The organism is Mycolicibacterium cosmeticum (assembly GCF_000613185.1).
GTDB lineage: Bacteria > Actinomycetota > Actinomycetes > Mycobacteriales > Mycobacteriaceae > Mycobacterium > Mycobacterium cosmeticum.
Genome location: NZ_CCBB010000001.1, coordinates 1540299 through 1566009, shown reverse-complemented (window position 1 = coordinate 1566009; position 25711 = coordinate 1540299). Strand labels below are relative to the sequence as shown.

At 68.8% G+C, this 25711-nt stretch carries 28 protein-coding genes; 8 read left to right on the top strand and 20 right to left on the bottom strand.

Annotation, left to right across the window (positions count from 1 at the left end; genetic code table 11):
* Positions 1-6: 6 nt before the first annotated feature.
* Entirely contained in the window at positions 7-372 is a 366-nt protein-coding gene (locus BN977_RS07390) for an Rv1152 family transcriptional regulator (protein ID WP_024451452.1), read from the top strand.
* 3 nt (positions 373-375) lie between these two features.
* Here the strand turns inward: BN977_RS07390 and BN977_RS07385 are convergent, their stop codons facing one another.
* On the bottom strand, positions 376-1590 hold the full coding sequence (locus tag BN977_RS07385; RefSeq protein WP_036396922.1) for an Rv1453 family transcriptional regulator: 1215 nt from the start codon (positions 1588-1590) through the stop codon (positions 376-378).
* Between the two features lie 99 nt (positions 1591-1689).
* Between BN977_RS07385 and BN977_RS07380 the strand changes: the two genes are divergently transcribed.
* Together BN977_RS07380 and BN977_RS07375 are read left to right on the top strand one after the other, a co-directional pair.
* Positions 1690-3174 (top strand): flavin-containing monooxygenase, encoded by a 1485-nt coding sequence (locus BN977_RS07380; protein ID WP_036396920.1) that lies wholly within the window; start codon positions 1690-1692, stop codon positions 3172-3174.
* A 62-nt stretch (positions 3175-3236) separates the two neighbouring features.
* Positions 3237-4079, top strand: a complete 843-nt coding sequence (locus BN977_RS07375) for an alpha/beta fold hydrolase (RefSeq protein WP_234709517.1) — start codon at positions 3237-3239, stop codon at positions 4077-4079.
* Here the strand turns inward: BN977_RS07375 and BN977_RS07370 are convergent.
* Complete coding sequence (locus BN977_RS07370; RefSeq protein ID WP_036396915.1) at positions 4057-4914, bottom strand: class I SAM-dependent methyltransferase; 858 nt, start codon at positions 4912-4914, stop codon at positions 4057-4059. The two genes, BN977_RS07375 and BN977_RS07370, sit on opposite strands and share 23 nt — an antisense overlap.
* Before the next feature lie 25 nt (positions 4915-4939).
* Positions 4940-5455: a DUF1697 domain-containing protein gene (locus tag BN977_RS07365; protein ID WP_036396912.1), complete on the bottom strand. Its 516-nt coding sequence runs from the start codon at positions 5453-5455 to the stop codon at positions 4940-4942.
* A gap of 81 nt (positions 5456-5536) precedes the next feature.
* Here BN977_RS07365 and BN977_RS07360 point away from each other — a divergent pair, with 81 nt between their 5' ends.
* Positions 5537-5980: a PPOX class F420-dependent oxidoreductase gene (locus BN977_RS07360; protein WP_024451458.1), complete on the top strand. Its 444-nt coding sequence runs from the start codon at positions 5537-5539 to the stop codon at positions 5978-5980.
* Between the two features lie 18 nt (positions 5981-5998).
* Entirely contained in the window at positions 5999-6169 is a 171-nt protein-coding gene (locus BN977_RS32295) for a DUF5302 domain-containing protein (protein WP_109790092.1), read from the top strand.
* Here BN977_RS32295 and BN977_RS07355 read toward each other — a convergent pair.
* The 11 genes from BN977_RS07355 to BN977_RS07305 form a co-directional block, all read right to left on the bottom strand.
* Positions 6166-7434: an acyltransferase family protein gene (locus BN977_RS07355; RefSeq protein WP_024451459.1), complete on the bottom strand. Its 1269-nt coding sequence runs from the start codon at positions 7432-7434 to the stop codon at positions 6166-6168. The genes BN977_RS32295 and BN977_RS07355 overlap by 4 nt on opposite strands.
* Positions 7435-7489: 55 nt before the next feature.
* On the bottom strand, positions 7490-8701 hold the full coding sequence (locus tag BN977_RS07350; protein WP_051561134.1) for an MFS transporter: 1212 nt from the start codon (positions 8699-8701) through the stop codon (positions 7490-7492).
* Between the two features lie 18 nt (positions 8702-8719).
* Complete coding sequence (locus tag BN977_RS07345; protein ID WP_024451461.1) at positions 8720-10351, bottom strand: monocarboxylic acid transporter; 1632 nt, start codon at positions 10349-10351, stop codon at positions 8720-8722.
* Positions 10348-10689, bottom strand: coding sequence for a DUF485 domain-containing protein (locus tag BN977_RS07340; RefSeq protein ID WP_024451462.1), 342 nt, complete (start codon positions 10687-10689; stop codon positions 10348-10350). Before BN977_RS07340 ends, BN977_RS07345 begins: the two co-directional genes overlap by 4 nt.
* A gap of 134 nt (positions 10690-10823) precedes the next feature.
* Positions 10824-11252 (bottom strand): nitroreductase/quinone reductase family protein, encoded by a 429-nt coding sequence (locus BN977_RS07335; protein WP_036396908.1) that lies wholly within the window; start codon positions 11250-11252, stop codon positions 10824-10826.
* Between the two features lie 36 nt (positions 11253-11288).
* The gene (locus tag BN977_RS07330; protein ID WP_234709516.1) at positions 11289-11924 is read right to left on the bottom strand and encodes an HD domain-containing protein; all 636 of its coding nucleotides are present in this window, start codon (positions 11922-11924) and stop codon (positions 11289-11291) included.
* Entirely contained in the window at positions 11925-12893 is a 969-nt protein-coding gene (locus BN977_RS07325) for an NADP-dependent oxidoreductase (protein WP_036398624.1), read from the bottom strand.
* Between the two features lie 20 nt (positions 12894-12913).
* Positions 12914-13384 (bottom strand): nuclear transport factor 2 family protein, encoded by a 471-nt coding sequence (locus BN977_RS07320; protein WP_036398622.1) that lies wholly within the window; start codon positions 13382-13384, stop codon positions 12914-12916.
* 206 nt (positions 13385-13590) lie between these two features.
* Positions 13591-16365, bottom strand: coding sequence for a helix-turn-helix transcriptional regulator (locus BN977_RS07315; protein ID WP_084172436.1), 2775 nt, complete (start codon positions 16363-16365; stop codon positions 13591-13593).
* Between the two features lie 66 nt (positions 16366-16431).
* Complete coding sequence (locus BN977_RS07310; protein ID WP_036396907.1) at positions 16432-17790, bottom strand: FAD-dependent oxidoreductase; 1359 nt, start codon at positions 17788-17790, stop codon at positions 16432-16434.
* Positions 17787-18785: a zinc-binding alcohol dehydrogenase family protein gene (locus BN977_RS07305; protein ID WP_036396906.1), complete on the bottom strand. Its 999-nt coding sequence runs from the start codon at positions 18783-18785 to the stop codon at positions 17787-17789. The genes BN977_RS07310 and BN977_RS07305 overlap by 4 nt, the downstream gene beginning before the upstream one ends.
* A 157-nt stretch (positions 18786-18942) precedes the next feature.
* Here BN977_RS07305 and BN977_RS07300 point away from each other — a divergent pair, with 157 nt between their 5' ends.
* Complete coding sequence (locus tag BN977_RS07300; RefSeq protein ID WP_036396905.1) at positions 18943-19326, top strand: winged helix-turn-helix transcriptional regulator; 384 nt, start codon at positions 18943-18945, stop codon at positions 19324-19326.
* On the opposite strand, the gene BN977_RS07295 is transcribed toward BN977_RS07300, so the two are convergent.
* From BN977_RS07295 to BN977_RS07275, 5 genes are all read right to left on the bottom strand, one after another.
* Positions 19323-21053 carry a sodium/solute symporter gene (locus tag BN977_RS07295; protein ID WP_036396904.1) on the bottom strand — a complete coding sequence of 577 codons (1731 nt, stop codon included), beginning with the start codon at positions 21051-21053 and terminating at the stop codon, positions 19323-19325. The two genes, BN977_RS07300 and BN977_RS07295, sit on opposite strands and share 4 nt — an antisense overlap.
* Positions 21050-21352: a hypothetical protein gene (locus BN977_RS07290; RefSeq protein WP_036396903.1), complete on the bottom strand. Its 303-nt coding sequence runs from the start codon at positions 21350-21352 to the stop codon at positions 21050-21052. Before BN977_RS07290 ends, BN977_RS07295 begins: the two co-directional genes overlap by 4 nt.
* 124 nt (positions 21353-21476) lie before the next feature.
* Positions 21477-22244 (bottom strand): LytR/AlgR family response regulator transcription factor, encoded by a 768-nt coding sequence (locus BN977_RS07285; protein ID WP_036396901.1) that lies wholly within the window; start codon positions 22242-22244, stop codon positions 21477-21479.
* Positions 22241-23440: a sensor histidine kinase gene (locus tag BN977_RS07280; RefSeq protein WP_036396900.1), complete on the bottom strand. Its 1200-nt coding sequence runs from the start codon at positions 23438-23440 to the stop codon at positions 22241-22243. Before BN977_RS07280 ends, BN977_RS07285 begins: the two co-directional genes overlap by 4 nt.
* A gap of 29 nt (positions 23441-23469) precedes the next feature.
* Complete coding sequence (locus tag BN977_RS07275) at positions 23470-23766, bottom strand: DUF732 domain-containing protein (protein ID WP_024455784.1); 297 nt, start codon at positions 23764-23766, stop codon at positions 23470-23472.
* 84 nt (positions 23767-23850) lie between these two features.
* Between BN977_RS07275 and BN977_RS07270 the strand changes: the two genes are divergently transcribed.
* Positions 23851-24432 (top strand): HhH-GPD-type base excision DNA repair protein, encoded by a 582-nt coding sequence (locus tag BN977_RS07270; protein ID WP_036396898.1) that lies wholly within the window; start codon positions 23851-23853, stop codon positions 24430-24432.
* Positions 24433-24491: 59 nt separating this feature from the next.
* Positions 24492-24641, top strand: a complete 150-nt coding sequence (locus BN977_RS31765; protein WP_084172435.1) for a DUF1059 domain-containing protein — start codon at positions 24492-24494, stop codon at positions 24639-24641.
* A gap of 86 nt (positions 24642-24727) precedes the next feature.
* Here the strand turns inward: BN977_RS31765 and BN977_RS07265 are convergent, their stop codons facing one another.
* Positions 24728-25696 carry an Rv1157c family protein gene (locus tag BN977_RS07265; RefSeq protein ID WP_036396897.1) on the bottom strand — a complete coding sequence of 323 codons (969 nt, stop codon included), beginning with the start codon at positions 25694-25696 and terminating at the stop codon, positions 24728-24730.
* Positions 25697-25711: the final 15 nt, after the last annotated feature.

Here is a 25711-nt window from a genome sequence, read left to right as displayed (position 1 = left end):
GGGCACATGGCCGGGTTGGGGGATTGGGTCAGGTTGGACGCGCAGGGGGCAAGCCCATTGTTCGACCAGCTGCGCACCCAGATCATTGATGGGGTTCGGGACGGGCGGCTGGAGCCGGGAACACGGTTGCCGACGGTGCGCGATCTGGCCGGGCAGGTGGGGCTGGCGGTCAACACCGTCGCGCGGGCGTACCGGGAACTGGAGACCGCGGGAGTTCTCGAAACTCGGGGCCGTTTCGGCACATTCGTGGCTCGGGTGGATCCGGCGGATGCCGCGATGGCGACGGCCGCGCACGCGTTCGCCGAGGCCGCCCGCCAGGTGGGCCTGGGCAAGGCCGAGGCGCTGCGCTACCTCGACGCCGTCTTCGACTGACCGCTAAGGCCCACGCCAGCGCAGCACGTCCAGCGCGACGGCGACGTCGACGCTGCACTCGGCCAGCGGGCGGGGCAACAGCTCGTCGGCGCGGGCCAGCCTGCGCAGCAGCGTGTTGCGGTGCGTGTACAGCCGGGCCGCCGCGCGTGAGGCATTGCACTGCTCGGTCACGAAGACGCGCACGGTGTCGTGCAGTTCGGGGCTCGCGGACTCGAAGTCGCCGAGCACCCGGTGCACGAACTCCGCGGCCCGATCCGCGTCGGCGGTGATCAAAGCGACCAACTGGATGTCGGTGAACAACGCCAGCTGCTGCGGTGAGTGCAGGCGCGCCATCATCTGCTGAGTGGTGATGGCGTCGAAATGGCTGCGCCGGAAACCGTCGATACCGTCAGCCGTCGGGCCGATCGCCACGCGGATATCGGGAGCGGCGCGCACCATCTGGAGCAGGGCGGCGATGTCGGTTCCACCCGAACCCGGCGCCCACACCCACCGGGTGGCGGTGCTGGCCGGCACGCTGAGCACCCGCGGGCTGCCGCACGCCTGTCCGAACGCCTCGGCGACCCCGTCCAACACGGACAGATCCCCGTCGGACCGCACGCTCCAGATCACCGCCGCGGTATGGGCGCCCGTCAGCGCGTAACCGAGGCGGGCCTCCGCTCGCCGGTGGGGGATGGGCGCCCCGTCGAGCAGCAGTGCGACCGTCTCCCGCCGCTCGGCGTGTGTGCCCAGGGTGAGTTCGTCGCGCTCCAGCTCGATCTGGGCGTCGATCCCCTGCAGCGTCGCCTCGATGAACGTGCTGATGGACAGGGAACAGATCTGCAGCAACTCGTGCAATTCGGCCGCATCGGAGGTGAGCTCGAAGGCGATCTCCATCAGGCGGCGCCAGGCGACGCCCTCGCCGACTCGGTAGGCGTCCGAGGGGAACGCGTTGATGCCGCGACGCACCAGCTCGCGGGCGATGGCCAGCGGCTCGGGCCCGGTATTGGGCGGCACGGGGGCGCCGGGGTCACGCACGTTGGCGGTCGCCCAGAAGTACAGGTTGGCGCGGTTGCTGCGGCTGACCGCCGCGGCCAGCTCGGGATCGGCGGCGATCATCGGGCTGGCGGCCAGCACCGCGGCGTCGAATTCGTCGAGCCATTCCGGCCGGGGGTTGACGACGATCTGGGCGCAGTGCCGGATCAGCTCGCGAACCCGTGGCGACGGCGCCTTCCACTCCACCCGGCCAGCCTACCGATGTGGTGCAAACTGCACATCAGCACCGGAAATGTGAGGCATTTTGGCCTAGGGTGGCCCGGTACGCCCGGGGACCATGGAGACATGACTCACACCGAACACCTCGACGTGCTGATCGTCGGCGCCGGCATCTCGGGTATCGGCGCTGCCTACTATCTGCAGCGGGAGCACCCGGGCCGCAGCTACGCCATCATCGAGGCGCGCGGCGCCACCGGCGGCACGTGGGACCTGTTCCGCTATCCGGGCATCCGGTCGGACTCCGACCTGCACACCTTCGGGTACGAGTTCAAGCCGTGGCGCGACGAGCATGCCATCGCCACCGCCGACAAGATCCTGGCCTACCTGCGCGAGACGGTGGCCGAGAACGGGATCGACCGCCGGATCCGGTTCCACCACAAGGTGATCGCCGCGGCATGGCACAGCGCGGACTCGCGCTGGGTGGTCGACATCGAGCGGGACGGCGAGCTGATCCAGATCTCGGCCAACTGGCTGTTCTGCGCCGGCGGCTACTACCGCTACGACCAGGGCTACACCCCGGAGTTCCCCGGCCGCGAGCGGTTCACCGGCCAGGTGGTGCATCCGCAGCACTGGCCGCACGACCTGGACTACACCGGCAAGAAGGTCGTGGTGATCGGCAGCGGCGCCACCGCGGTGACACTGATCCCGGCGATGGCGCCGACCGCCGGACACGTCACCATGCTGCAGCGCTCACCCACCTACGTGATGCCGGTCCCGGCCAAGGACGGCTTCGCCAACACCGCCAAGAAACTGTTGGGTGACAAACGCGGCTACGCCCTCACCCGGCGCAAGAACATCCTCAAACAGCGCTCGGTCTACGTCTTCTGCCAGAAGTACCCGCGGGCCGCCCGCAAGCTGATCCGGTACATCAACACCAAACAGTTGCCCGCCGGCTACCCGGTCGACGAGCACTTCAACCCGAGCTACAACCCGTGGGATCAGCGGCTGTGCGCGGTGCCCGACGGCGACCTGTTCAAGGTGCTCGGCGACGGCAGCGCCTCGGTGGTCACCGACCGGATCGCCACCTTCACCGAGCGCGGTATCGCACTGGAGTCCGGCCGTGAGCTGGAGGCCGACATCATCGTCACCGCAACGGGTTTGCAGGTCCAGCTGTTCGGCGGGATGCGGCTCACCGTGGACGGGGTGCCGGTGAACCCCGCGGAAACCGTGGCCTACAAGGGCATCATGCTTTCCGGCGTGCCCAATTTCGCCTTCGCGTTCGGCTACACCAACTCGTCGTGGACGCTCAAGGTCGGGCTGCTGTGCGAGCACTTCTGCCGGTTGCTGTCCTACATGGACGCCAACGGTTTCGACGCGGTCCGCCCGGAATTCAGCGACCCGGCCATGACGACGCTGCCGCTGATCGACTTCGGCGCCGGCTATATCAGCCGCAGCGCCGCCGAGCTGCCCCGCCAAGGGGCGAACGGCCCCTGGCAGATGACGATGAACTACACGGCCGACGCCGAAACGCTGCGCAACGGGCCGGTGACCGACCCGAACCTGCGGTTCAGCACGCGCGTCGCGGCAACCGAACCCGTCGCCGCTCGATGACCGATCGGTACTGTGTGCGCCCGGGTGGGAACCGGGTCTGCTACCGCGTCGACGGCGATCCGATGGGACAGCCGCTGGTGCTCATCGCCGGTCTCACGCTGGATCTCACCTCCTGGCCGGCGGAGATGGTCGACGGGCTGACCGGGCAGGGCTTCCGCGTCATCAGGCTGGACAACCGCGACGTCGGGCGGTCCACCTGGGCTACCACCGCGCCGCCCGGTACGCTGCGCCAGCTCACTCGCCGCCCCCGCGCAGACGGCTACGACCTGGGCGACATGGCCGCCGACGTCATCGCCCTGCTCGACCACCTCGACATCGATCGGGCGCACCTGGTGGGGATGTCGATGGGCGGCATGATCGCCCAGACGGTCGCCGCCCGGTATCCCGACCGGGTGCTGACCCTGACCTCCATCTTCTCGACGACCGGAGCGCCGGACGTCGGGCAGCCGGCCCTTTCCACGTTGGCGTTGTTGGCCAAGCGGCCGCCACGGACCAAGCAGGCGTTCATCGATCGACACGTCGCGATGATGAAACATCTTGCCGGCAGGGGCTTCCCGCTGGATGTCGAGGCGGCGGCCGACTACGCCGGCGGTGCGTGGGAGCGCGGACCGGGTCCCTGTGCCGGCGCCGGGGTGGCGCGCCAGATCAACGCGATCTTCAAATCCGGCGACCGTACCGCCGAACTCGGCCGGATCACCGCCCCGACACTGGTCGTGCACGGCGACCGGGACCGGATCGTGCATCCCAGCGGTGGCGCCGCCACCGCGGCCGCGATCCCGGCTGCCCGCCATCTCACGATCCCGGGGATGGGCCACGACCTGGCTCCCGGCCTCATCCGCCGCCTGGTGACGGTGATCGGTCAGAACGCGGCCCGCGGCCGGGTCAGCCGAACTCCAGCAAGATGACCACTCCGCGCACCGAGTTCAGCAGTGGAAGCCGGTGCGCGGCCCAGATCAAGGTGTTCACCACCCGGCCGCGTCCCGGCTGCAGCGGGACATCATGCACGGCGCGGACACCGGGAATCGTGGCGGCCAGCTCCGCCGCCTGGGCGACCGACAGGCTGAACGGCATCGGCGGAACCCGGTAGCGCAACGACGGCCGCAGCAGGCCGTTGCGCGAACCCCAGGCGAACCAATGCGGCGGCAGGTCGAACATCATCTGCCCACCGGGGAACCGCTGCGCGCAGGCGGCGATCAAGCCGAGCGCCTCGTCGGGCTGCAGGTACATCAACAGCCCCTCCGCGGTGATGAAGACACCGTCGTCGGAGTCCGAGCTCGATGTCGCCGCGGCTCCGACCTCATCCATCCAGCTGTAGTCCAGTGCCGATTGTGCGCACGCCCGGACCCGGTCCGACGGCGGTAGCAGACTCTCGCGCAGCGCCACGATCGGCGGCAGATCGACGGTGAGCCAACGGAACCGGTCGCCGACGTCGGAGGCGTCGATGCGGTAGAAACTGGTCTGCAGCCCCTCGGCGAGGGCGACGACGGTGGCGGCCGGATGATCGCGGAGGTAGTCGCGGGTGGCGGCGTCGAAGGTGAGCGCGCGCAGCGCCATGTCCTGGCGCCGGGACGGGCCGAACTTGGCGAAGTCGAAGTCGATGGCGTCGACGAGGTCGATCGCCACCGGATCGTCGAGGATGGCATCGGGCCTGCGGGCCTCGTTGGCGCGGACCTGCAACGTCAACAGCGCCGTCTCGGACACCCCGGTCAGTGCCGAGCCGTCGATCTTCTCCGAAGTCACGGAGCCGAATCTACCCACGCCCGGGTCAGCGCAGCACTTTGTCCAGCGTGCGCAGGTTGCGGGTGGTGGTCGACGACTTGTAGCGCTTCTTGCCCATGGTCTTGCCGATCGCGGAGTCCAGCGTCGCCGAACGGGCGACCTGCCAGTACAGGACACCGGCCCCGCGCGCGGCCGTCTCGCCGGCATCGGCCGCCAGGCCGGCGAGCTCGTCGAGCACCGCGTCGTCGCTGACGAAGGTGACATAGGAGTGGTGCTCGGGCACCTCGCGTTCGAACGGGTATCCGGCGCTGATGTCGCGCAGCGTGTCCAGGTCGTAGGCCAGCACCCAGGCGTCGTATCCGAACGCCTTCCGTAACGCGGCCTCCGCCGTACTGCGTACCTTCTCTACCCCGGAGTTGCTGTCCAGCAACACATTTCCACTGGCCAGCACCGTCTTGACATCGCCGAAGCCGGCGTCGGTGAACACCCTGGCCACCTCGGCCATCTTCAGGTTCACCCCGCCGACGTTGACGCCGCGCAGGAAGGCGGCATAACGCGTCACGGGCCGGGGTTCCGCACCGGCGGCGGGGCAATCCTGGGCAGAGCGGTCATCGTCTCGATGGTATCGACGTACCCTCGTCGCATGGGCCGTTTGGTTTTCGATGACAAGCTGTTGGCGCTGATCAGCGGGAACTCGCTGGGGGTGCTGGCGACCATCAAGTCCGACGGCCGGCCACAGCTGTCCAACGTGTCGTATCACTTCGACCCGCGGGCCGTCGCGCTCCAGGTGTCGATCACCGAGCCGCGGGCCAAGACCCGCAATCTTCGGCGCGACCCGCGGGCGTCGCTGCATGTCAGCTCGGACGACGGATGGGCGTACGCGGTTGCCGAGGGCAACGCCATCCTGACCCCGCCGGCGGCCGATCCGCACGACGACACCGTCGAGGCGCTGATTGCCTTGTACCGCAACATCGCCGGTGAACACCCGGACTGGGACGATTACCGCAGGGCGATGGTCGACGACCGCAGGGTGCTGCTTACCATCCCCGTCTCCCATCTGTACGGGATGCCGCCGGGTCTGCGCTGAGTCGTTTAGGCTGACCACATGGCCGAGAAACCGGAAGAGGACGACACCAAGCGCAAGTTCCGGGAGGCGTTGGAACGAAAGAAGGCGCAATCGTCGGCGGGTGCGTCGCACACCGACGGCGGTCGCAAGCAGTCCCGCGCCCACGGCGCCGTGGAGAACCGCCGGGAGTTCCGCCGCAAGAGCGGTTAACGCGCCAGGCTGCGCGCCGCCGCCAGCGCGGCGAGCAGCGCCGCCACGCACCACACGCCAGGGCCCTTCAGTCCCCAGCCGACCGAGGCCAGGGTCGCGGCACCGGCGACGCAGAGCAACATGCCCACCACGGTGCTGCGCGCGGCGGTGACCGCGCCGCCGTCCCAGCAGGGCAGCGGAGCGTTCTCCAGCGGGCGCAGCGCGACGAAGAGGGCGGCGACCACAGCGGCCATGATCACCAGTTGGGCGATGCTCAGGGCGACGAAATGCGGTTGCCCGGGATAACGCGGCAGGCCGAGACGGTCGAACGCCAGATGCATGCCCAGCAGCGCCGGCATGTGCCACAGGTACAGCGTCATCGCCCCGCTGTTGCCGATCACCGTCAGCCACCACACCCGGGGTCGGGTGGCCCACCGCGTGAGCGCGGGCGCCGCGGCGATCGCGAAGGCGCACATCATGATTGCGTGCCCAGCCAGTAGCAGCGACGGTGGCGTCATGTTCTTCAGGTGTTGTCCCTCGATGCCCACCAGGCTCAGCTCGTACGGCCCGAACCGCAGCAGCGCCATATTGGCGGCCAGCATCATCACACCCAGCACGGCGGCACCCGGCGGGCGCAGCAGGCCGCGCCGGTAGGCCACGCCGAACAGGCCCGGCAGCAGCCATACCGACAGGTTCGCATAGCCCAGGCAGCCCAGCCCCGGATCGGCGAGGCGCACCGCGTCGACCACCGCGACGAACCCGTAGCCCAGCACCACCGCACCGGCCAGCCGGGCGGTGCTGGTGACCCGGGCCAGCAGCGGAACGGCCGCGAGCACAAGGACATACGCGCCCAAGAACCACAGCAATTGGGTCGAGATGCCGGCGATCGGTTCGTAGACGTGCACGGGCATCGTGCGGTGCAGCACCGTCAGGGCGACTGCCCAGAACGCCAGGTAATAGAACACCGGTCGGTACAACCGGGTGCAGCGCTTCAACAGCCAGCCGCCCCAATTGCCGTGATATGTCTGCACCGTCGCGGCTACGCCGGCGAAGAAGAACAGCGGCATGATCTGGAACACCCAGGTGAGTGCCTGGAAGACGACCGAGGTGGTGAGCAGGTTGTCCCAGTGGAACACCTCGTCGGTGATGATGCTGGTGGCCATCAGGGTGTGCCCGGCGATCACGCCGAGCAGGGAGCCGATGCGAATGACGTCGATGGCGCGGTCGCGGTCGGGCGGGGTGGCGCTGGCGACCTCGGCGACGGAGGGAAACGCGGTCACGGGCATGGCTCGACGCTAAGCCGCGCTCACCGGCGCCGCCTGAGTAGAACCACTCACATCATCACACGTTGGCGGCGGTGGCCCGGCGCTCCTGCACCAGGATCGCGGCGAAGCACAGTGCGGCCAGCACCCCGACGGCCATGGCGAACACCTCGCCGGCGGTACGCAGCCCCCATTCGTGCGCGGCCAATCCCGCGCCCACCACGGGCAGCGAGATCGCCACATACGCGACCACGAAATAGGTCGAGCTGACCTCGGCGCGGCGGTCGGCCGGAACCTGCTCGACGACGGCGGCCAGCCCGCGGCTGAAGCTGATGCCCTGCCCGGTACCGGCGATCAACGCCGCCACCAGGATGCCGGCCAGTGACGAAAGTCGCAGCGCCACAGCCAGTATCGCCATACCGAGCACCAGGATGGCGCACCCCGCCGCGACCGCACGCGCCGGGGGGATCCGCCGGCCGAGCAGCTGTGCCAGCGCCGAGGCGACGAAGATCGACGCCGCGACCGCGCCGCCGACGGCGTGGTTGCCGATGCCCGCCACGTTGGCCACGAACGCCGGCGCTACCGAGGTGAACAACCCCATCACCGCGAAACCGGCGAACGCCGCGGTCGCGGCGGTCAGAAACACGGCGCGCGCCTCGGCGGGAATGGACAGCCGCTGGAACCCGATCCGGCCGGTGCGATCGGAGGTTTCCGGGGCGATCAGCACCGCCACCAGCGCCAGCCCCATCAGCACGATGTGCACGACGAACGGCACCACCAGCGGGTGCGGGACGTACTGCACCAGCAGCCCGGCCAGCACCGGTCCGCTGCCCAGCCCACCGACGTTGGCGATGGTCGCGACCGTGGCGGCCCGCTCCCGCTCGGCGGCGGGCAGCGCCTCGACGACGGCCGCGGTGGCCGTCCCGGTGAAGACACCCGCCGACAGCCCCGACAGCAGCCGTCCCACCAGCAGCACCGCAACGCTGTCGGCGAAGATGAACACCACGGCACTGGCCAGCGCGAAGACGATGCCACCCAGCAGAACCGGGCGCCGACCGATCGCATCGGACCAGCGGCCGAAGACGAGCAACGCGCCCAGCACCCCGACGGCGTAGGCCGCGAACACGATGGTGGTGGTCAGCACCGCGAAGTGCATCTCGTCCGCGTACAGCGCGTACATCGGCGTCGGCAACGTGGTGCCGAGCATGACGGCGGCGAACGCGAAGGCCAGCAGCGGAAAGGCCAGACGGCGGCGGGTGCTCACTCGGGTGAACAACGCCGCCGCCGCCATGGGTAATCCATACCCGATTCAGTGCATGACGGCCTTCTCGGCGCCGACACCGGTGAGCGAACGCACCTCCATCTCGGCGTTGACCTCCGGATTGCCCCGGTCGGACGAGGTCAGGGTGCCGACGATGCCCAGCAGGAAGGCCAGCGGGATGGACACGATGCCGGGATTGGCCAGCGGGAACCACGCGAAATCCGCACCCGGGATCATCGCCGTCTTCGAGCCCGAAACAGCGGGGGAGAAGACGATCAGCACGATGGTCGAGATCAGCCCGCCGTACATGCTCCACAGCGCGCCGCGGGTGTTGAACCGGCGCCAGTACAGCGAGTACACGATGGTGGGCAGGTTGGCCGCGGCGGCCACCGCGAAGGCCAGTGCCACCAGGAAGGCGATGTTCTGCCCGTTGGCCAGGATGCCCAGCCCGATGGCCACCAGCCCGAGCACCACCGCGGTGATCCGGGAGACCTTGACCTGCTCCTCTTCGGTTACTTTGTGGCCCTTGAGCACCGACGCGTACACGTCGTGGGCGAACGACGCCGAGGCCGTGATGGTCAGGCCGGCCACCACCGCCAGGATGGTGGCGAACGCCACCGCCGAGATGATGCCGAGCAGCACCACGCCCCCCAGTTCCAGGGCCAGCAGCGGGGCCGCCGAGTTCTGCCCGCCGGCCGCGGACAGGATGCGGTCCGGCCCGACGATCGCGGCGGCGCCGTAACCCAGCACCAGGGTGAACAGGTAGAAGGCGCCGATGAGGGCGATCGCCCACACCACCGAGCGGCGGGCTTCCTTGGCGGTGGGCACGGTGTAGAAGCGCATCAGCACGTGCGGCAGGCCCGCGGTGCCCAGCACCAGCGCCAGACCCAGCGACAGGAAGTTGATCTTCGATTCCGTGGACCCGCCGTACTGGGCGCCGGGTGCGAGCACGTCACGGCTGGCAACGCCCTTGGTGGTGGCGTCGGAGACGGCGGACTGGGCGGCACCGAGGATCTCGGAGAAGTTCAGCCCGAACTTGGCCAGCACCATGACGGTCATCAGGGCGGCGCCGGTGATCAGCAGGACGGCCTTGATGATCTGCACCCAGGTGGTGCCCTTCATCCCGCCGACCAGGACGTAGACGATCATCAGGATGCCGACGACGGCGATCACCAGCGACTGGCCCGCCTTGCTGTGCACGTTGAGCAGCAGGGCGACCAGGCCGCCGGCGCCGGCCATCTGGGCCAGCAGGTAGAACAGCGACACCGTCAACGTCGTGGTGGCGGCCGCCAGCCGGACCGGGCGTTGCTTGAGCCGGAAGCTCAGCACGTCGGCCATGGTGAACCGGCCGGTGTTGCGCAGCAGTTCGGCCACCAGCAGCAGGGCCACCAGCCAGGCGACCAGGAAGCCGATCGAGTACAGGAACCCGTCGTAGCCGTACACCGCGATGGCCCCGGCGATACCCAGGAAGCTGGCCGCCGACAGGTAGTCACCGGCGATGGCGATGCCGTTCTGCGGCCCGGAGAAGGCGCGGCCGCCGGTGAAGAACTGGTCGGCGGACTTGTTGTTGCCGCTGGCGCGGATCACCACGTACATGGTGACGGCGACGAACAGGCCGAAGATGGCGATATTGGCGACCGGGTTGCCCACCGAGTCGGCGGCGGCGACAAGGGTGGTCACTTCGCCGGGCCTTCCAGCTCGGACCGGATGGCCGCGGCCCGCGGATCCAGCTCACGGTTGGCGAACCGGACGTAGATGCCGGTGATGAGGAAGGTGGTGACGAACTGCCCCAGGCCGAGCAGCAACCCGACGTTGACGTTGCCGAACACCTTGGTGGCCATGAAGTCGTGGGCGAAGGCGCCGAGCACCACGTACAGCCCGTACCAGACGAGGAAGAACGCCGTCATCGGGAAGACGAACCGACGCAGCTTGCTGCGCAACTCCTGGAACTCGGGACTGTCCTGCATGTGCAGGAACTCGGCGCCCGTGGGGGCGGGCGGACTGTCGGTTGTGGGCACCGGTGACTCCTTGAGGTCGACTGTGAACCAGCTTGAAGTCGAACCTAAATGAGATGTGAGTCACACGGGTGTGGGCGGCGCCGAAGCTTCTGGCCGGTGCGCCGAACGGTCGGTGGGTGGCGGTGAGCGGCGGGCTACGCCGGACGCCGGACCAGCTCGACCACCGGAATCACCCGCGTGGTGTTGCGCTGGTAGTCACCGAACTGCGGCTCGACGGCGGTCTGCTTGGCATAGATGGCGTCGCGCTCGGCGCCCTCGAGCACCCGCGCCGTCACCGGGAAGGTCTCGGTCTTCCACTCGACGGTCACCTCGGGATGCGCGACGAGGTTGTGGAACCAGTCGGGGTTGGTGTCGGCGCCGCCCTTGCTGGCGAAGATGTAGATGCGGTCGCCCTCGATCAGGGGGACCAGCGGAGCGATGCGTTCCTTGCCGGACTTCGCGCCGATGTGGTGCACCAGCACCAGCGGCTTGCCTTCGAACACGCCGCCCGCGGTGCCGCCGTTGGCCCGGAACTCGCTGATCACCTGACGGTTCATCGCGTCGAAATCGAATGCTTCTGTCATGGTCTTCCTCACTGTCGCGGCCTTCTTGACGAACTATCAGAAGCCGGGATTGATTCCGGGATGTCCCGGTCGGTGCTGTCGGACAAGATCTGCCGCCCAGGACGGCGCGCGGGCTTTGGCCGGTTGTTGCAGAGCCTGTTCGATGACCAAGGTCTGCAAGATCTCTTCTAGGCGGTCGCGGGGAAACCGCTTCTCTGCCTCCGCGATGGGAGAAGCAAACGCGGCGCGTAACGCCGCTGGGCCGAACTCGATCTCGACACCGCGGCGTAGGTAGTGAGCTATGGGACCCCGGCGCTGGGGAATGCCCGGTGTGGTGTGCAGGGCTATCGCTTCCCAGACGGAGTCGATCTTCGCGGCGCTCCAACCGTGCCGGCTCAGGAACGCAGCGGCGGCATCGGCGCCCTCCACCTCGAACCGCGCGGGGCCGTTGTACCGATCCGCCGTCCCCGCGTCATGGAAAAGCGCTGCGAGACACAGTGCCTCGGTGTCGAGATTCGGCACTCCATCCCGCAGGGCCGCCTGCCGTCCGAGCAGAAACGTCCGGACGCTGTGGTGGTAGATCTCCGGATGCACGACTTCCTGAATGTGTGCGGCAGCGGCAGACATGATGCCGGGGCCGGCTCCGGCGGTGTCGACTCCCATCGTCTTCATCAGGTCCACGGTGGCACTCATTCAGTCGAAGGTCAGCACGATCCGGCCGCGGATGCCGCCGGACTGGATGGCGCGATGGGCTTCGGCAGCCTCGGCAGCCGGATAGGTTCGCCCCACCCGCAACGTCAGCAGCCCTTTCTCGGCCAGCATGCGGAGCTCGTCGAGTTTGGCGTGGGCGTGGGTGTACTCCGGGACGAAGACCTCCCGGACGGTGATATCGCGGTCCGCACGGGGGTCCGGGCCGCCGCGCAGTTCCCAGCCGCGGACCGTGGCGAGTTGTCCGCCGTCGCGCAGTGCGGGCACCACGTCCACCCCCTGCAACGAACCGTCGACAACTGCGTCGACCCCGCCGGGCCACCACTGGCGGATGCGTTCTCCCACCCCGGGACCGCGCGTGACGATCTGGTCGGCGCCCAAGTCCGCCACCAGCGTCTCGTCGGCGGGGGCGGCGTCGGCGATCACGCGCAACCCGTCGGCCTTGGCCAGCTGGATGGTGTACCCACCCACCGCGCCGGCCGCGCCCGTGACGGCAAGCGTTTGGCCGGGGTGCAGGTTCAGCATGTCCAGAGCGAGGCGCGCGGTGAGACCGTTCATCGGCAATGTCGCCGCAGCCGCGTGGGCGCTGCCCGCGGGGGCGAGCGTGACTTGATCCGGGGCCACCACCAAGTACTCTGCGTACGCCCCGCCAGTGGCGTCAATCGGCATGACGATGGTCATCACGCGGTCACCGACGTGCAGGTCGGTCCGCGCCTCGGGTCCGATCTCGTCCACGACGCCGGCGGCTTCCATGCCGGGGATGAACGGCGGACGCAACGGCCCGGAGCGCAACTGTTCGTCCAGGTCTCCGGAGCGCAACAAGGTGTCGCCCGGATTGACCGTGGCGGCATGCACGCGGATGCGAATCTGCCGTGCCCCGGTTGCGGGTACCGGCACTTCGACCAGCTTGAGGACCTCAGGTCCGCCGTACTCGGTGAGGCCGACGGCTTTCATCAGCCGGGCGTGCGGTTTCATCACAGCCCGAGTTCCGTGAGGCCAGGATGGTCGGCGGGCCGTGACCCCGCACTGTCCCAGTGGAAGAGGCGGGCAGAGTCGGTGATGCGGACGTCGTTGATGCTGGCGTGCCTGGTCTTCATCAAGCCGTCTGGAGCGAACTCCCAGTTCTCGTTGCCGTATGCGCGGAACCACTGGCCGGTCTCGTCGTGATACTCATAGGCGAACCGGACGGCAATACGGCTCTCACCGTGCGCCCAGAGTTCTTTGATCAGCCGGTAGTCGTGTTCGGAGGCCCATTTGCCCGCGAGGAAATCGACGATCTGATCTCTGCCCCGAAGGAAGGTGGAGCGGTTTCGCCACCAGCTGTCCTGCGTATAGCCCAGAGCGACGCGCTGGGGATCGCGGGTGTTCCAGAGGTTCTCGCCGGCGCGGACTTTCGCGGTCGCGGACTCGTCGGTGAAAGGAGGCACCAGTGCGGATACCGTCATGCTCATCTCCCGGGCGTCGGTGAGGGGTGGGAAAGGGCTGCCCTTCTGCGTCGACCGACGCAGCGGACAGCTTCACCCAGTGTCGTCGTCAGGCGGTGCGGGCGAATCCGCCATCGGACAGTCCAACCGGACAGTGTCGGTGTGTCCGTCCTGTCCAGTGACCAGTCTCGCCGTCATCGTGGTGCGCGTCGTAGCGGCTCCGCTCGTCACGTCTGGTCCCCGGGCGGCAATGCGCGATCGAGCTGACTGCGGGAGCTCACCTCGAGCTTCGCGAAGACCTTGCTGAGGTGGTACTGCACCGTGCGGGCGCTGATGAACAGCCGGGCTCCGATCTCGGCGTTGGACAATCCATCGCGGGCAAGCCGCGCGACCTGTGACTCCTGTGCGGTGAGGCCCCGGTCGGCATCGAACGGGGTTCGTTCGTGCATCGCCGTGTCACCCACCGCCCTCAACTCACGCTGTGTCCGCTCGGCGAATGCGCTCATCGTCATCGAAACGAACATCGTGTGGGCAATGCGCAGATGTTCTCGGGCATCCGCGCGTCGCCGTTCGCGCCGCAACCATTCTCCGTAGAGCAGGTGCGCGCGAGCCAGATCCCCGCGAACACGTGTCCGACCGAACCGTTCGATCGACTCCAGGTAGAGACGCTCGGCGTCCGCGCCCTGATGCAGCAGTGCCGCTGAGCGCGCGCCGAGTCCCAATGCCCAATCGGTACCGCTGGCGGCGGTCAGCTCTTCCAATCGGGTGAACGCATCCGCTGCCTTCTCGGAGGCGCCGCCGCGGGCCGCCGCCTCGACGAGTTCGGGCAGCGCCCAATTCGCCGATGCCAATTCGGGCGGAAACTGTGCGGCCAGCTCGGCAGCGCCCAGAGCCCGGCGATAATCTCCGGAACCGTTGTGCAGGACCGCTTCAGCCCACCAGGCCACCGTGAGACCGTTGCCCTCGCCCCGCGCCGTCACTTCGGCCACCGTCGCCTCGATGAGTGCCATGGCCTGTGCTCGGTCACCGCGCAGGGCGGCAAGGCCCAACGCCGCGTACGGAGCGAGGCTGCTGCCGGTCGCATCCTGTGCGGCTTCGAGCTCATCGATCACCGCCGCGGCACCGGCGAGGTCACCGAAGAACAACAACGCTGTTGCGCGGGAACTCAGCGCGACCGGGATGTCACCGATCGCACCGCGATGGCGGGCAACGTCGACATGGCGCCTCGTCGCCAGGTCGAAACGGTCGTCATCCCAGGCCAAGTGGGCTGCCGACGACGAGAGTAGCGCGCAGATGAGCTGTTCGTCAGGTGATAAGCCGTCGTCGAACGCTGTGAGAACGGCTCCCAGAGCGGGCCTGGCCGCGACGTACCCCTGGCGGTAATGCAGAACCAGCCAATCCAGCAAGTGATCCCGCCGGTCGGGAGTGCCGGCCGGTCGGGGTGCTGTCTGCGCGGCGAGGGCGACGTCGAAAACGTTGGCGTTGACGGCGAGGCGACCCGCGAACATGGCAGCCAACATCGCGTCCAAGTAGGTGACTCGGGACAGGGTGACGTCAATCGATTCCAGGCGTTTGGCCGCGCTCAGTAGCAGCGGCGGCGAGTCGCGGCCATGGTTGGAGATATACGCGATATGCGCCCGGATGAGATCCCCTCGCGCTTGTTGAAGATCGCTGGGGCGCTGCGCTTCTGCCATTGTCAGCAGGTCCTGGGCACTGTCGAAGGCGCCCAGCTGAACTTTCGCCGATGCCGCTGCCAGTGCCCGTTCGCTGCGTTTCGCGGAATCGACCGACAGTATGGCAGCCCGCTCCAGGAAGGCTGCCGTGGCGCTGATTCCGCCGCGGGCGTGTGCGCGGCCTGCGGAGGCTTCCAGTTCTGCGGCGACGGTTTCGTCTGGGCCGGTAACAGCATGAGCAAGGTGCCAAGCGCGTCGATCAGGGTCTGATCCCGGGTCGGTGGCGGTGGCCAGGGCGCGGTGGGCCTGCTGTCGCTCGGATAGCGACGCTGACCGATATGCCGCAGAACGCACCAACGGATGGCGGAACTTCACCCGGCCACCGAATGACGCCAGCCCGGCTTCGATCGCGGGAGCGGCTTCCTCGGATGCCACCCCGACGTCACCGGCGGCCCGCCAAATCAGGGCGGAGTCACCGGTCGGTTCGGCTGCAGCCAGCAGCAGCAAGCGCCGCGTGGCGTCGGGTAATGCCCGGATACGGGAGCCGAAGGTCTGTTCCATCTCGGCTGGTAAGTGCACGCCGCCCGGCAATCCGAACCCGCCCGCCAACTCGTCGGGGTTCAGCCCACGGGGCAATTCCAGTAATGCCAGTGGATTGCCATGGGTCTCGGCGATGATCTGCTGGCGGATCCGCGGGTCCACCGGAACCGTGAGCGCGGAATCGAGCAGTGCCTTCGCATCGGGTCCACGCAAACCTCGAATCACCAAAGTTGGCAGCCCGGCCACGGCTTGAGTGGGTTGTCTGGCGGCAAAGACCATCCCCACCGACTCGGATCCCAATCGGCGGGCAACGAATGCGAGGATCTGCGCCGACGCCCGGTCCAGCCACTGTTCGTCATCGATCAGGCAGAGCAAGGGGCGGTCGGCGGCGACGTTGGAGAACAAGTTGAGGACAGCCAGCCCCACGAGAAATCGGTCCGGTGCCGGTCCTTCCGCCATTCCCAAGGCGGTGGACAGCGCTGCGTGTTGTGGCGCGGGCAGACCATCGAGGCGGTCCAACAACGGCATACAGAGTTGATGGATCCCAGCGAAAGCGAATTCCATTTCCGACTGGATGCCGGTGGTCCGCTCCACTCGGCATGGGCCGGCGTTACTCGCCAGGTGGTTCAGCAGCGCGGTCTTGCCGATCCCGGGTTCACCGCGGAGCACCAATGCACGGCTCTCACCGCCGCGCAGAGCCGCGACGATGCCATCGAGAACCGCGCACTCATCCCGACGACCGAGAAGCTTGGGCAACCGGTCGTCGCCGGAATAACCGCTGACCTGCACAGGGAGACGCTATACCGCGACGTGATGCTTCTGGCGGCACAAGCGCCGACTGCCGCTTCCGGCGCTCTACAAGCTGCCCAGCAGCTGATTGAACGCCTCGGTCATGGACGGGTGGGTGTAGATCGAGTCGCGCAGGGCGGTGGCGGTGATGCCGTGTCGCATTGCCAGCGCGACGGTGTTGATCACCTCGTGGGCGTCGTAGCAGAGCAGCGCCGCGCCCAGGATCAGGTCGGTCTGTGCGTCCACCACCACCTTCATCCGGCCCTGCGGTTCGCCGACGATGCGGGCCCGCGGCACGGTGGCCATATCGGCCACCGCCATGGCCGCCACCTTGATATCGAGCCCCTTCTCCCTGGCCTCGCGTTCGGTCAGGCCCACCCGGCCCAACGGTGGGGTGATGAAGAGGTTGTAGGGCACGGCGTTTCGGTCGGCGGTACTGCGGGTGCCGTCGCCGACCAGCTGGTCGAGCACGATGCGGTAGTCGTCGAGCGAGACGTAGGTGAACTGCGGGCCGCCGTTCACGTCGCCCATCGCGAAGATGTGCGGTTGGCTGCTGCGCAGGTGCTCGTCGACCGCGACGGCGCCCGACGGTGTGGTGCGCACGCCGGCCGCCGCCAGGTCCAGCTCGGCGGTGACGGGTTCGCGGCCCAACGCCACCAGGATGGCGTCGCCGTCGACGGTGTGTGCGGCGTCTTCGGTCCGGTAGCTGACCGCACCGTCGTCGACCGCAGTCACCTGTGCTCCGGTGATGATCCGGACGCCCTTGTCCTGCAGGATGTTCCGAGCCGCCTGCGCGATGTCGTCGTCCTCGCGGGCCAGCACCTGGGTGTGCCGCTCCAGCACGGTGACCTCGGAGCCGTACGCGGCGTACATCGCGGCGAACTCCAGACCGACGTAACCGCCGCCCAACACCACCAGTCGCGCGGGCAGGTTCTGCTCGGTCAGCAGGTCGGTGCTGGTGTGTACGCGAGGTGAGGCGGCCAGTCCCGGGATGTCGGGAAGTGTTGGGCGCGAACCGGTTCCGATCACCATCCACTTCGCCGATACCGTGACATCGCCCGCGGCGGTGCTCACCGCCAAGGTGTGCGCGTCGACGAACCGGGCCGAGCCCGTGAGCACCTCGGCCGTCGGGATGCCGTCGATCATGGTGTAGTTCACCGCGCGCAGGCCGGCCGTCAGCTCGGCGGTCGCGGCCACGGCGCGGCGGTACTCGTCGGGGTGCGCCGTGCCGGTGTCCAGGTGCTCGGACCGGTAGACCAGCGATTTCGTCGGGACGCAGCCGATGTTGATGCAGGTGCCGCCGTACATCTGCGCGGACTGCTCGACCATCGCCACCCGCCAGCCCTTGCGGCCGAGCGCGGCGGCCAGTGTCTTGCCGCCCTTGCCGAACCCGATCACCGCGAGGTCGACCTGCCGGTCAGTCACCGGTGCACCACCACCTTTCCGATCATGTGCCCCGACTCGACCAGCCGGTGCGCCTCGCGCAGCCCCGCCGCGCTGAAATCGTCGATCGCGGTGGTGATGGTACTGCGCAACTCGCCCCGGTCCACCAGGTCGGCGGCGGCGGCGAGCAGGCGCTGCTGGGCGATCATGTCGTAGGAAGACAACGCGCGGGTGAACATCAGCTCCCAATGCCAGGCGATGCTCTTGGGTTTCAGGGCCACCAACTCCAGCCCCTCGGGCTCGTCGATGGCGGTGATGTGCCCGAACGGCTTGGTGATCGCCGCGTACGTCTCGACGTTGCCGGCCGAGTGCGGAGAGAACACGTAGTCGATCCCGTCGGGCGCGACGTCCAACGCCTGCCTCTGCAGGTCGTGGTGGTCGATCACCACGTCGGCGCCCAAGCGCAGCGCCCAGTCCCGGGAGTCGTCTCGGCTGGCGGTGGCGATCACCCGGACCGCGGTCAGTTTCTTGGCAAGTTGGATCATGACCGAGCCGACGCCCCCGGCCGCACCCAGCACCAGCAGGTCGCCGGTGGAGTCCGCGGTCAAGCCGAACCGCTCGAACAGTGCCTCCCATGCGGTGATGGTGGTCAACGGCAATGCGGCGGAATCCTTGAAGGACAAGGACTTCGGTTTACGGGAGACGATGCGCTCGTCCACCGAGTGTAGCTCGGCGTTGGTGCCGGGCCTGCTGACGTCGCCGGCGTACCACACCTCGTCACCCACGGCCAGGGTGCTGACCCGCGGACCGACGGCTTCGATGACACCGGCCGCATCGAAGCCGAGGATCGTCGGTGTCGCCGATGGCTGCAGGCCACGACGCCGCTTGATGTCGACCGGGTTGACCGAGACCGCGTGCACGCGGACCAGCACATCGTGCGGGCGCAGCTCGGGAACGTCGACCCGCACATCCTGCAGGGCGTCGGGGTCGTCGATGGGCAGGGCGGTGAATGCTCCGATGGCGGTCATGGTGGTCATGGGCGCGAGGCTAGACCCACCACCCCGGTGTCGTGCAAGGACGGTTACTTTCCTGCGGGGAAGCATTGCACATCAGTGGAATTCAGGGCGATCCGCCGCGGTTGAGCCTGACGACGGTTACTTTCGATATGACACCGATGCAGCTCAGGAGGGTCCGATGGCCAGGCCGTGTCCGACGGGGCATCACGACAAGCACGACGTGTATTCGGACAGCTGCCCCTGTCGGGCCCTGCTGGACCTGTTGTCGAACAAGTGGTCCGCGCTGATCATCGGGTTACTCGAACAGCGCGGTGCGGTGCGGTTCTCCGAGTTGCAGGCGCAGCTGCCGGGCGTGGGCGCCAAGATGCTCACCCAGACGCTGCGACGGTTGGAGGCGGCGTCCTTGGTGGACCGGACGGTGTACGCCGAGGTGCCGCCACGGGTGGAGTACACGTTGACCGATCTCGGCATCAGCGTGTCGGAACCCTTGGGGCTGTTGCGAACCTGGGTGGAGGACAACATCGATCGGGTCGAGGCGCTGAACCGGGACTGGAACACTTAGTCTTTCGGCACGCGCTCCACACCCATCCCCAGCCGCTCCGGTACGTGCATGCGGGCGAAGATCCGCGCGACATCCGGCGTGGCCCGGGTGAACCGGCTGACCACGATCATGGTGGCGAAGGCCAGCGGCACGCTGACGGCCGCGGGGTAGCCGACCATCACCGCCGGCCAGCCACCGAGCACGTCGTCATCGACGCCGCCGGCGATGGCCACCACGACCGCGCCGCCACACACGCCGCCGCCGGTGATCAGCCCGCACGCGGCACCGGTGGCGGTCAGTCCGCGCCACCAGATGCCAAGCACCAGAAGCGGACACAACGTCGACGCCGCGACGGCGAAGGCCAAGCCCACACTGCGGGACAGCTCCAGGCCCGACACCACCATCGACAGTGGAATCGGGATCAGCCCGCCGATCACGGCGGCCACCCGGAAATCCCGCACCCGGCCGCGCAGCACGTCCGTGGCCAGCGAACCGGCGATGCTGACCAGCAGACCCGACGAGGTGGCGAGGAACGCCGCGATCGCGCCGGCGGCCACCAGGGCGCCCAACAGCTGCCCCGCCACCCCGCCGACGGTGGAGCCCGGCGCGAGCAGCACTGCGGCGTCGGCGGTTCCGGTGATCAACAACTGTGGCACGTACAACCGGGAGAACACCCCCAGCAGAATGGGGAACAGGTAGAACACCGACAGCATGGCGATGACGGCCAGCGCCGTGCGCCGGGCCGCGCGGCCGTCGGGATTGGTGTAAAAGCGCACCAGGACATGCGGCAGGCCCATGGTTCCTAGGAATGTCGCGACGATGATGGACACCACCTGATACAGCGGATGCCCGCCGCCCAGTCCGCCGCCGGAGGCGATCCACGCGCTGCCGGTGCCCGGGGTGCCGGCCACCACCGGGGTGGCCGCGCCGGCGGCCAGGGTCAGGGTGCTGCCCGCGCCGAGGGTGTGGTCACCCGGGGTATTGATAATGGCGGCGTTCACGTCTCGCCCGTCCAGCGCTCCGGTGACGGTGATGCCGGCGGGGTCGATCACCTGCACCACCACGTCGGTGTCGATGGCGACGGTGGTGTCATGCTGCACGCTCGGCGGAAGCGGGCCGCCGAGTTCCGCGCGGTCGTGCAGGAACAACGCGAGCAGGGCCAGCGCCGGGATGGCGATGGCGGTCAGCTTGAGCCAGTATTGGAACGCCTGCACGAAGGTGATCGAGCGCATGCCGCCGCCCACCACATTGCTGATGACGATGCCGCCGACCAGCAGCGGGCCAATCCAGACCGGCACGCCGAGAAGGGTTTTCAGGGCGAGCCCGGCGCCCTGATACTGCGGTGCCAGGTAGAACACGCAGATCACCACCACGACCAGCATCGCGACCTTGCGCAGCCGCGCCGAACCGAGCCGGAACTCGGCGAAATCGGGCACGGTGTACGCGCCGGAGCGCCGCAACGGGGCGGCGACGAACAACAGCAGGCCCAGATAGCCCGCGGTGAAGCCGACCGGGTACCACAGCGCGTCGGCGCCGTACTTGGCGATCAATCCCGCCACGCCGAGAAACGATGCCGCCGAGAGATATTCGCCCGAGATGGCTGCCGCGTTCCAGCGGGGGCCCACGCTGCGGGAGGCCACCAGGAAGTCGGAGGTGGTGCGCGACAAGCGGACTCCATAGGCGCCGATGGCGACGGTGGCCACCGCCGCGGCCAGCAGCGCGGCCGCCGTCAGTGGGGAGCCGGTCATGGTTCGCTGTCGACGACGCGGACGAAGTCCCGCTCGGCCTGTTCGGCGAGCCGGACGTACAACCGGCCGACGCCGTAGAGCAGCGGGTAGACCAGCACCGCCAGGATCAGCCAGTTCAGTCGCATCCCGAGCACCGTCAGCGCGCCCAGGTGCGGCGCCAGCAGCACCGCCGCCGCGACCGAGGCGATGACGACCAGGCTCAGCCGCAGCGCCAAACCGAGTTGGGCGCGCACCAATCCGCGCACCAGGGCGTCACCCACCTGGGTCTGCTCCTGGACTTCCACCCGGGTGCGCACCATCCGGGCGCCGCGCCGGTGGGCGAGCACCACCCGCTGGCGTTCCGCGGCGGGCCGCGCATTAGGTCCCGCGGCGGGCCGCGCATTGGGTCCCGCGGCGGGCCGCGGGTGCGGAGCCTCAGGTCGATCACTCATCGGCGGGCTTCAGATTGCGCATCGGATCACGGACCAACCGATCCCGCAGTTCACGAGCTTGCCGCCGGCTCACCGGCAACTCCACGGCGGGGGAGGTGCCGTTGGCGCGCAACCGGACCAGCACCGCGCCGTCCTGCGTGCGCAGGCCGGTGACCAGCCGCAGCGACACCAGGTACGACCGGTGGATGCGCTGGAAGCCGTGGTCGGCCCACCGGGTTTCCAACACGCTCAACGGGATTCGGACCAGGTGTGCCCCGGTGGCCGAGTGCAGGCGCGCGTAGTCGCCCTCGGCCTCCACCCAGCCGATGCTGTCGCGCGGCACCAGTTGGGTGATGCCGCCGAGTTCGGCCGGGATCACATCGGAATCCTGCTCGCCCGGTACCGTCGCGGTGTGGGCCGTCGCGGCCCGGCGCACGGCCTCGTCGAGCCGGTCCTGCCGGATCGGTTTCAGCAGATAGTCGGTGGCGCCGACGTCGAACGCCGCCACGGCCTTGTCGTCATGGGCGGTCACGAAGACCACGGCGGGCCGGTGTGCGAAATTCGCCAGGATGCCGGCCAGTTCGATCCCGGACAGCCCCGGCATGTTGATGTCGAGGAACACCGCGTCGATGGTGTGCCGGTTGAGTTCGCGCAGCGCCGAGGTGGCGTCCCCGGCGGTGAATACCTCTGCCACACCGGGATGGCGGCCGAGCAGGTAGGCAAGCTCGTCGAGGGCGGGTGCCTCGTCGTCGACGGCCAGCACCGTCAGCTTCGCAGTCACGCCACCCCACTTCCACTGGCCCGCACCCCGGAGCGGAACTTCGGCACCCGCATGATCACCTTGGTGCCCGCCCCGAGTGCCGTCTCGACCACCAGACCGTAGTCGTTGCCGAACGCCGCACGCAGCCGATGGTCCACATTCGTCAAGCCCACGTGTGCGGACTGGTGTGTCTGCTCTGCCAACGCGTCCCCGTGCCCGGCCCGCAATGTGTCGGGATCCATTCCGGTGCCGTCGTCTTCGACGGTGATGACGCAGTCGGTCCCGGCGTCGCGGGCGATGATCTCCACCGAGCCGCCACCCTGCCCGGCCAGGCCATGGCGGACCGCGTTCTCCACCAACGGTTGTAACGCCAGGAACGGCACGACGACGTTGAGCACCTCGGGTGCCACCTGCAACCGCACCGTCAGCGTCGCCCCGAACCGGGCTCGTTCCAGCGTCAGATATCGGTCGATGTTGCGCAGTTCCTCGGCCAGGGTGGTGTACTGGCCGGCCGCCCGGAACGAATAGCGGGTGAAATCGGCGAATTCCAGGATCAATTCGCGGGCGCGGTCGGGATCGGTGCGCACGAAGGATGCGATGGTGTTCAGTGCGTTGTAGATGAAGTGCGGGCTGATCTGCGCGCGCAACGCCAGCACCTCGGCCCGGTCCAGGCGCGCCCGGGACGCGTCGAGTTCGGCCAGCTCCAGCTGGCTGGCCGCGTACCGGGCCACCTCACCGATCGCGCCGAGCATGCCCGGACCCGGATTGCCGGCCGCGACCACCACGAGCGCACCGAGCACGTCACCGCTCTCGGCGAGCAGCGGCTGGGCCACCACGGCGGTGGTGCCGTTGTTGGTCAGCACCCGCCGGGCGGCGGTCACCGAATCGCGCGCCGTGGTGGCGCAGGCGTCGTCGATATCGGGCTGCCAGATCGCGTCGTGGGCGGCGTCGCGGGCCAGTAACACCCCGTCACCGTCGAACAGCGCCACCCCGTCGGTGCCGGTCAGCCCGCGCAGGAAGGGTGCCGCCGTCTGCGCGGACTCGGTGTCCAGGCCGCGCCGCAGCGCCCGCGCCGCCAGCGATGCGGTGTGCAGGGCGGTGTGCACGGCGCGTTCGGTGGGGGTGGCCACGACCCGGCGGGTGCGCACGACGAACACGGCGGCGATCGCCGCCAGCACCGCGGCGGCGGCCAGCGCGAGGGCAACGGGGCCGGACATAGAACGGATCGTTTTCGGACGTGGCGGGACTACTGGACCGGGCAGGCGTACTTCCTGGCCACGTCCATCACCCGCTCCTGCGCGCCGGGGCCGATTACGCCCTGGGCGGCCAGTTCCAATCCGATGTAGCCGGGGATGCCACCGATACAGGCCTGGTGCGCCACCCGCCACGCGGTGTCGGGATTCAGGTTGTAGCCGTTGCGTTGCAGGCCTTGCATGTAGTCGTCGAACGCCGGCGTGCCCTGGTCCGGGATCGCGCCGGCCGGTGCGGCCAGCGCGAGGGCGGTGGCCAGCGCTGCCAGCAGGGGCGCCACCAGGCGTTTCATCTCGTCTCCCAAGGGTGTGACCACGGTTGTCGTGTCCACGTTCGCACACTCCACCGGCCCGGCGGCGCGCTTTAAACTGACCAGATGCCCACCCTGCAGCTGGTCCAAGACCCCGAGGCCGACGCCCTGCTCGAGTCCAACCCGTTCGCGCTGCTGGTCGGGATGCTGCTCGACCAGCAGATCCCGATGGAGACGGCGTTCGCGGGGCCGAAGAAGATCGCCGACCGCATCGGCGGCGTCGACGCCCGCCAGATCGCCGAGTACAACCCGGATGAGTTCACCGCGTTGTGCTCGGAAACCCCGGCGATCCACCGTTTTCCGGGCTCGATGTCCAAGCGGGTGCAGGCACTGGCGCAGGCCATCGTCGACGACTACGACGGCGACGTGACGGCGTTGTGGACCGCCGGTGATCCCGACGGTGCCGAGGTGCTGCGCCGGCTGAAGCGGCTGCCCGGTTTCGGCGAGCAGAAGGCCAAGATCTTCCTGGCGCTGCTGGGGAAGCAGTACGGCGTGACGCCGGCGGGCTGGCGGGCCGCGGCGGGTGATTACGGCAAGGCCGGCACGCACATGTCGGTGGCCGATGTGGTGGACGCCGGTTCGCTGCAGGAGGTTCGGGCGTACAAGAAGAAGATGAAGGCTGCCGCGAAGGCTGCGAAGCAGGCCTGAGCCATTTGGCCCGCAAAGGCGGCCAAGGCCTGAGTCACAGGATATGAGATGGTGATCACATGGCGAAGACGCATCTGAATTGCCCGTGCGGCGAAGCGATCAGCGGGGCCGACGAGGACGATCTGGTGGAGAAGGCTCAGGAGCACCTCGCGCAGGCGCATCCCGGTCGTGAGTACGACCGCGAGATGATCCTGTTCATGGCGTACTGAGCGGGCCGCTCATGTGACGACGGTGCACCCAGATCGCTTGTCGGGCCGGATTTGCAATCTGGATGCACCGTCGCGGTTCTGCAGGCTTACGGCACCACCGTCGAGCCGATGGTCGGCATGAACTGGCACTGCTTCTCGGTCGTGGTCACCTGACCGAAGATCGTCGACATGATGCTGCCCGAACCGGTGTCGACGATCGCCGTCAACGTGGTCGGCCCTTCGGGATTCATGTCCGCACGCGGCTTCAGCGTCGCGGTCCCGGACTTCCCGGTCGTCAGGTTGACCCAGGTGACGTTCAGCGGGAGCTTCTGCTCCGCGGCGGGGCCGGGGGTGCCGACCGCGGTGAAGACATAGGCGGTCTGGCCCGGTCCCGGACCGGGGGTGGGGATCGCCGCCGGGCCGGCCACCGAGATGGCGGTCGCCAGCACATTGCCGCCGTCGGACAGGCAGCCGTTGCTGATCGACGGATACATGAAGTCCTGCTTGGTCGCCGCGTCCGGGCTCAACACGCCTGCCGGGGCCGGCGCGGGTGCGGGACCGGGGGCTGGGGCCGGGGCGGGTGCGGGCACCGCGTCGGGCGCCGGGGCCGGCGCGGCCAGCGCAGCGGCGTCGGGCGCCGGTGCGGCAGCGGGTGCCGGAGCCGGTGCGGGAGCGGCGATCGACGCCGCCCCCGGTACCGGGCCGACGGCGTAGGCCGGGTCCACCCCGGGCGGCAGGTGGGCTTCCGGTCCGGCGCCGGCCGCGGGCACATGAGCCGCCGGCTCGGCGACGAACTGGTTCACCGCTGCCGCCACATTCTTCGAATCACTCGGTGCCGCCGCGTTTCCGGCGAACGCGGCGGCGGCGGCCATGAGCATCGACGCGGCGCCGGACGGATCCGCCGCCGCCTGCTGAATCGCCGGGCCCAGCGTCTCCATGGCCGGCAGGCCCGGGGCCTGCAGGCTGTTGATCGGCAGCGGTGACGGCACCGCGGGCTCAGCGCCGGCGACTCCGCTGCCCAGCACCACCAGCGTCGTGGCCGCGGTGCTGGTCAGCAGTGTCCGGATCGATGACATGAATCCCCCTGGATA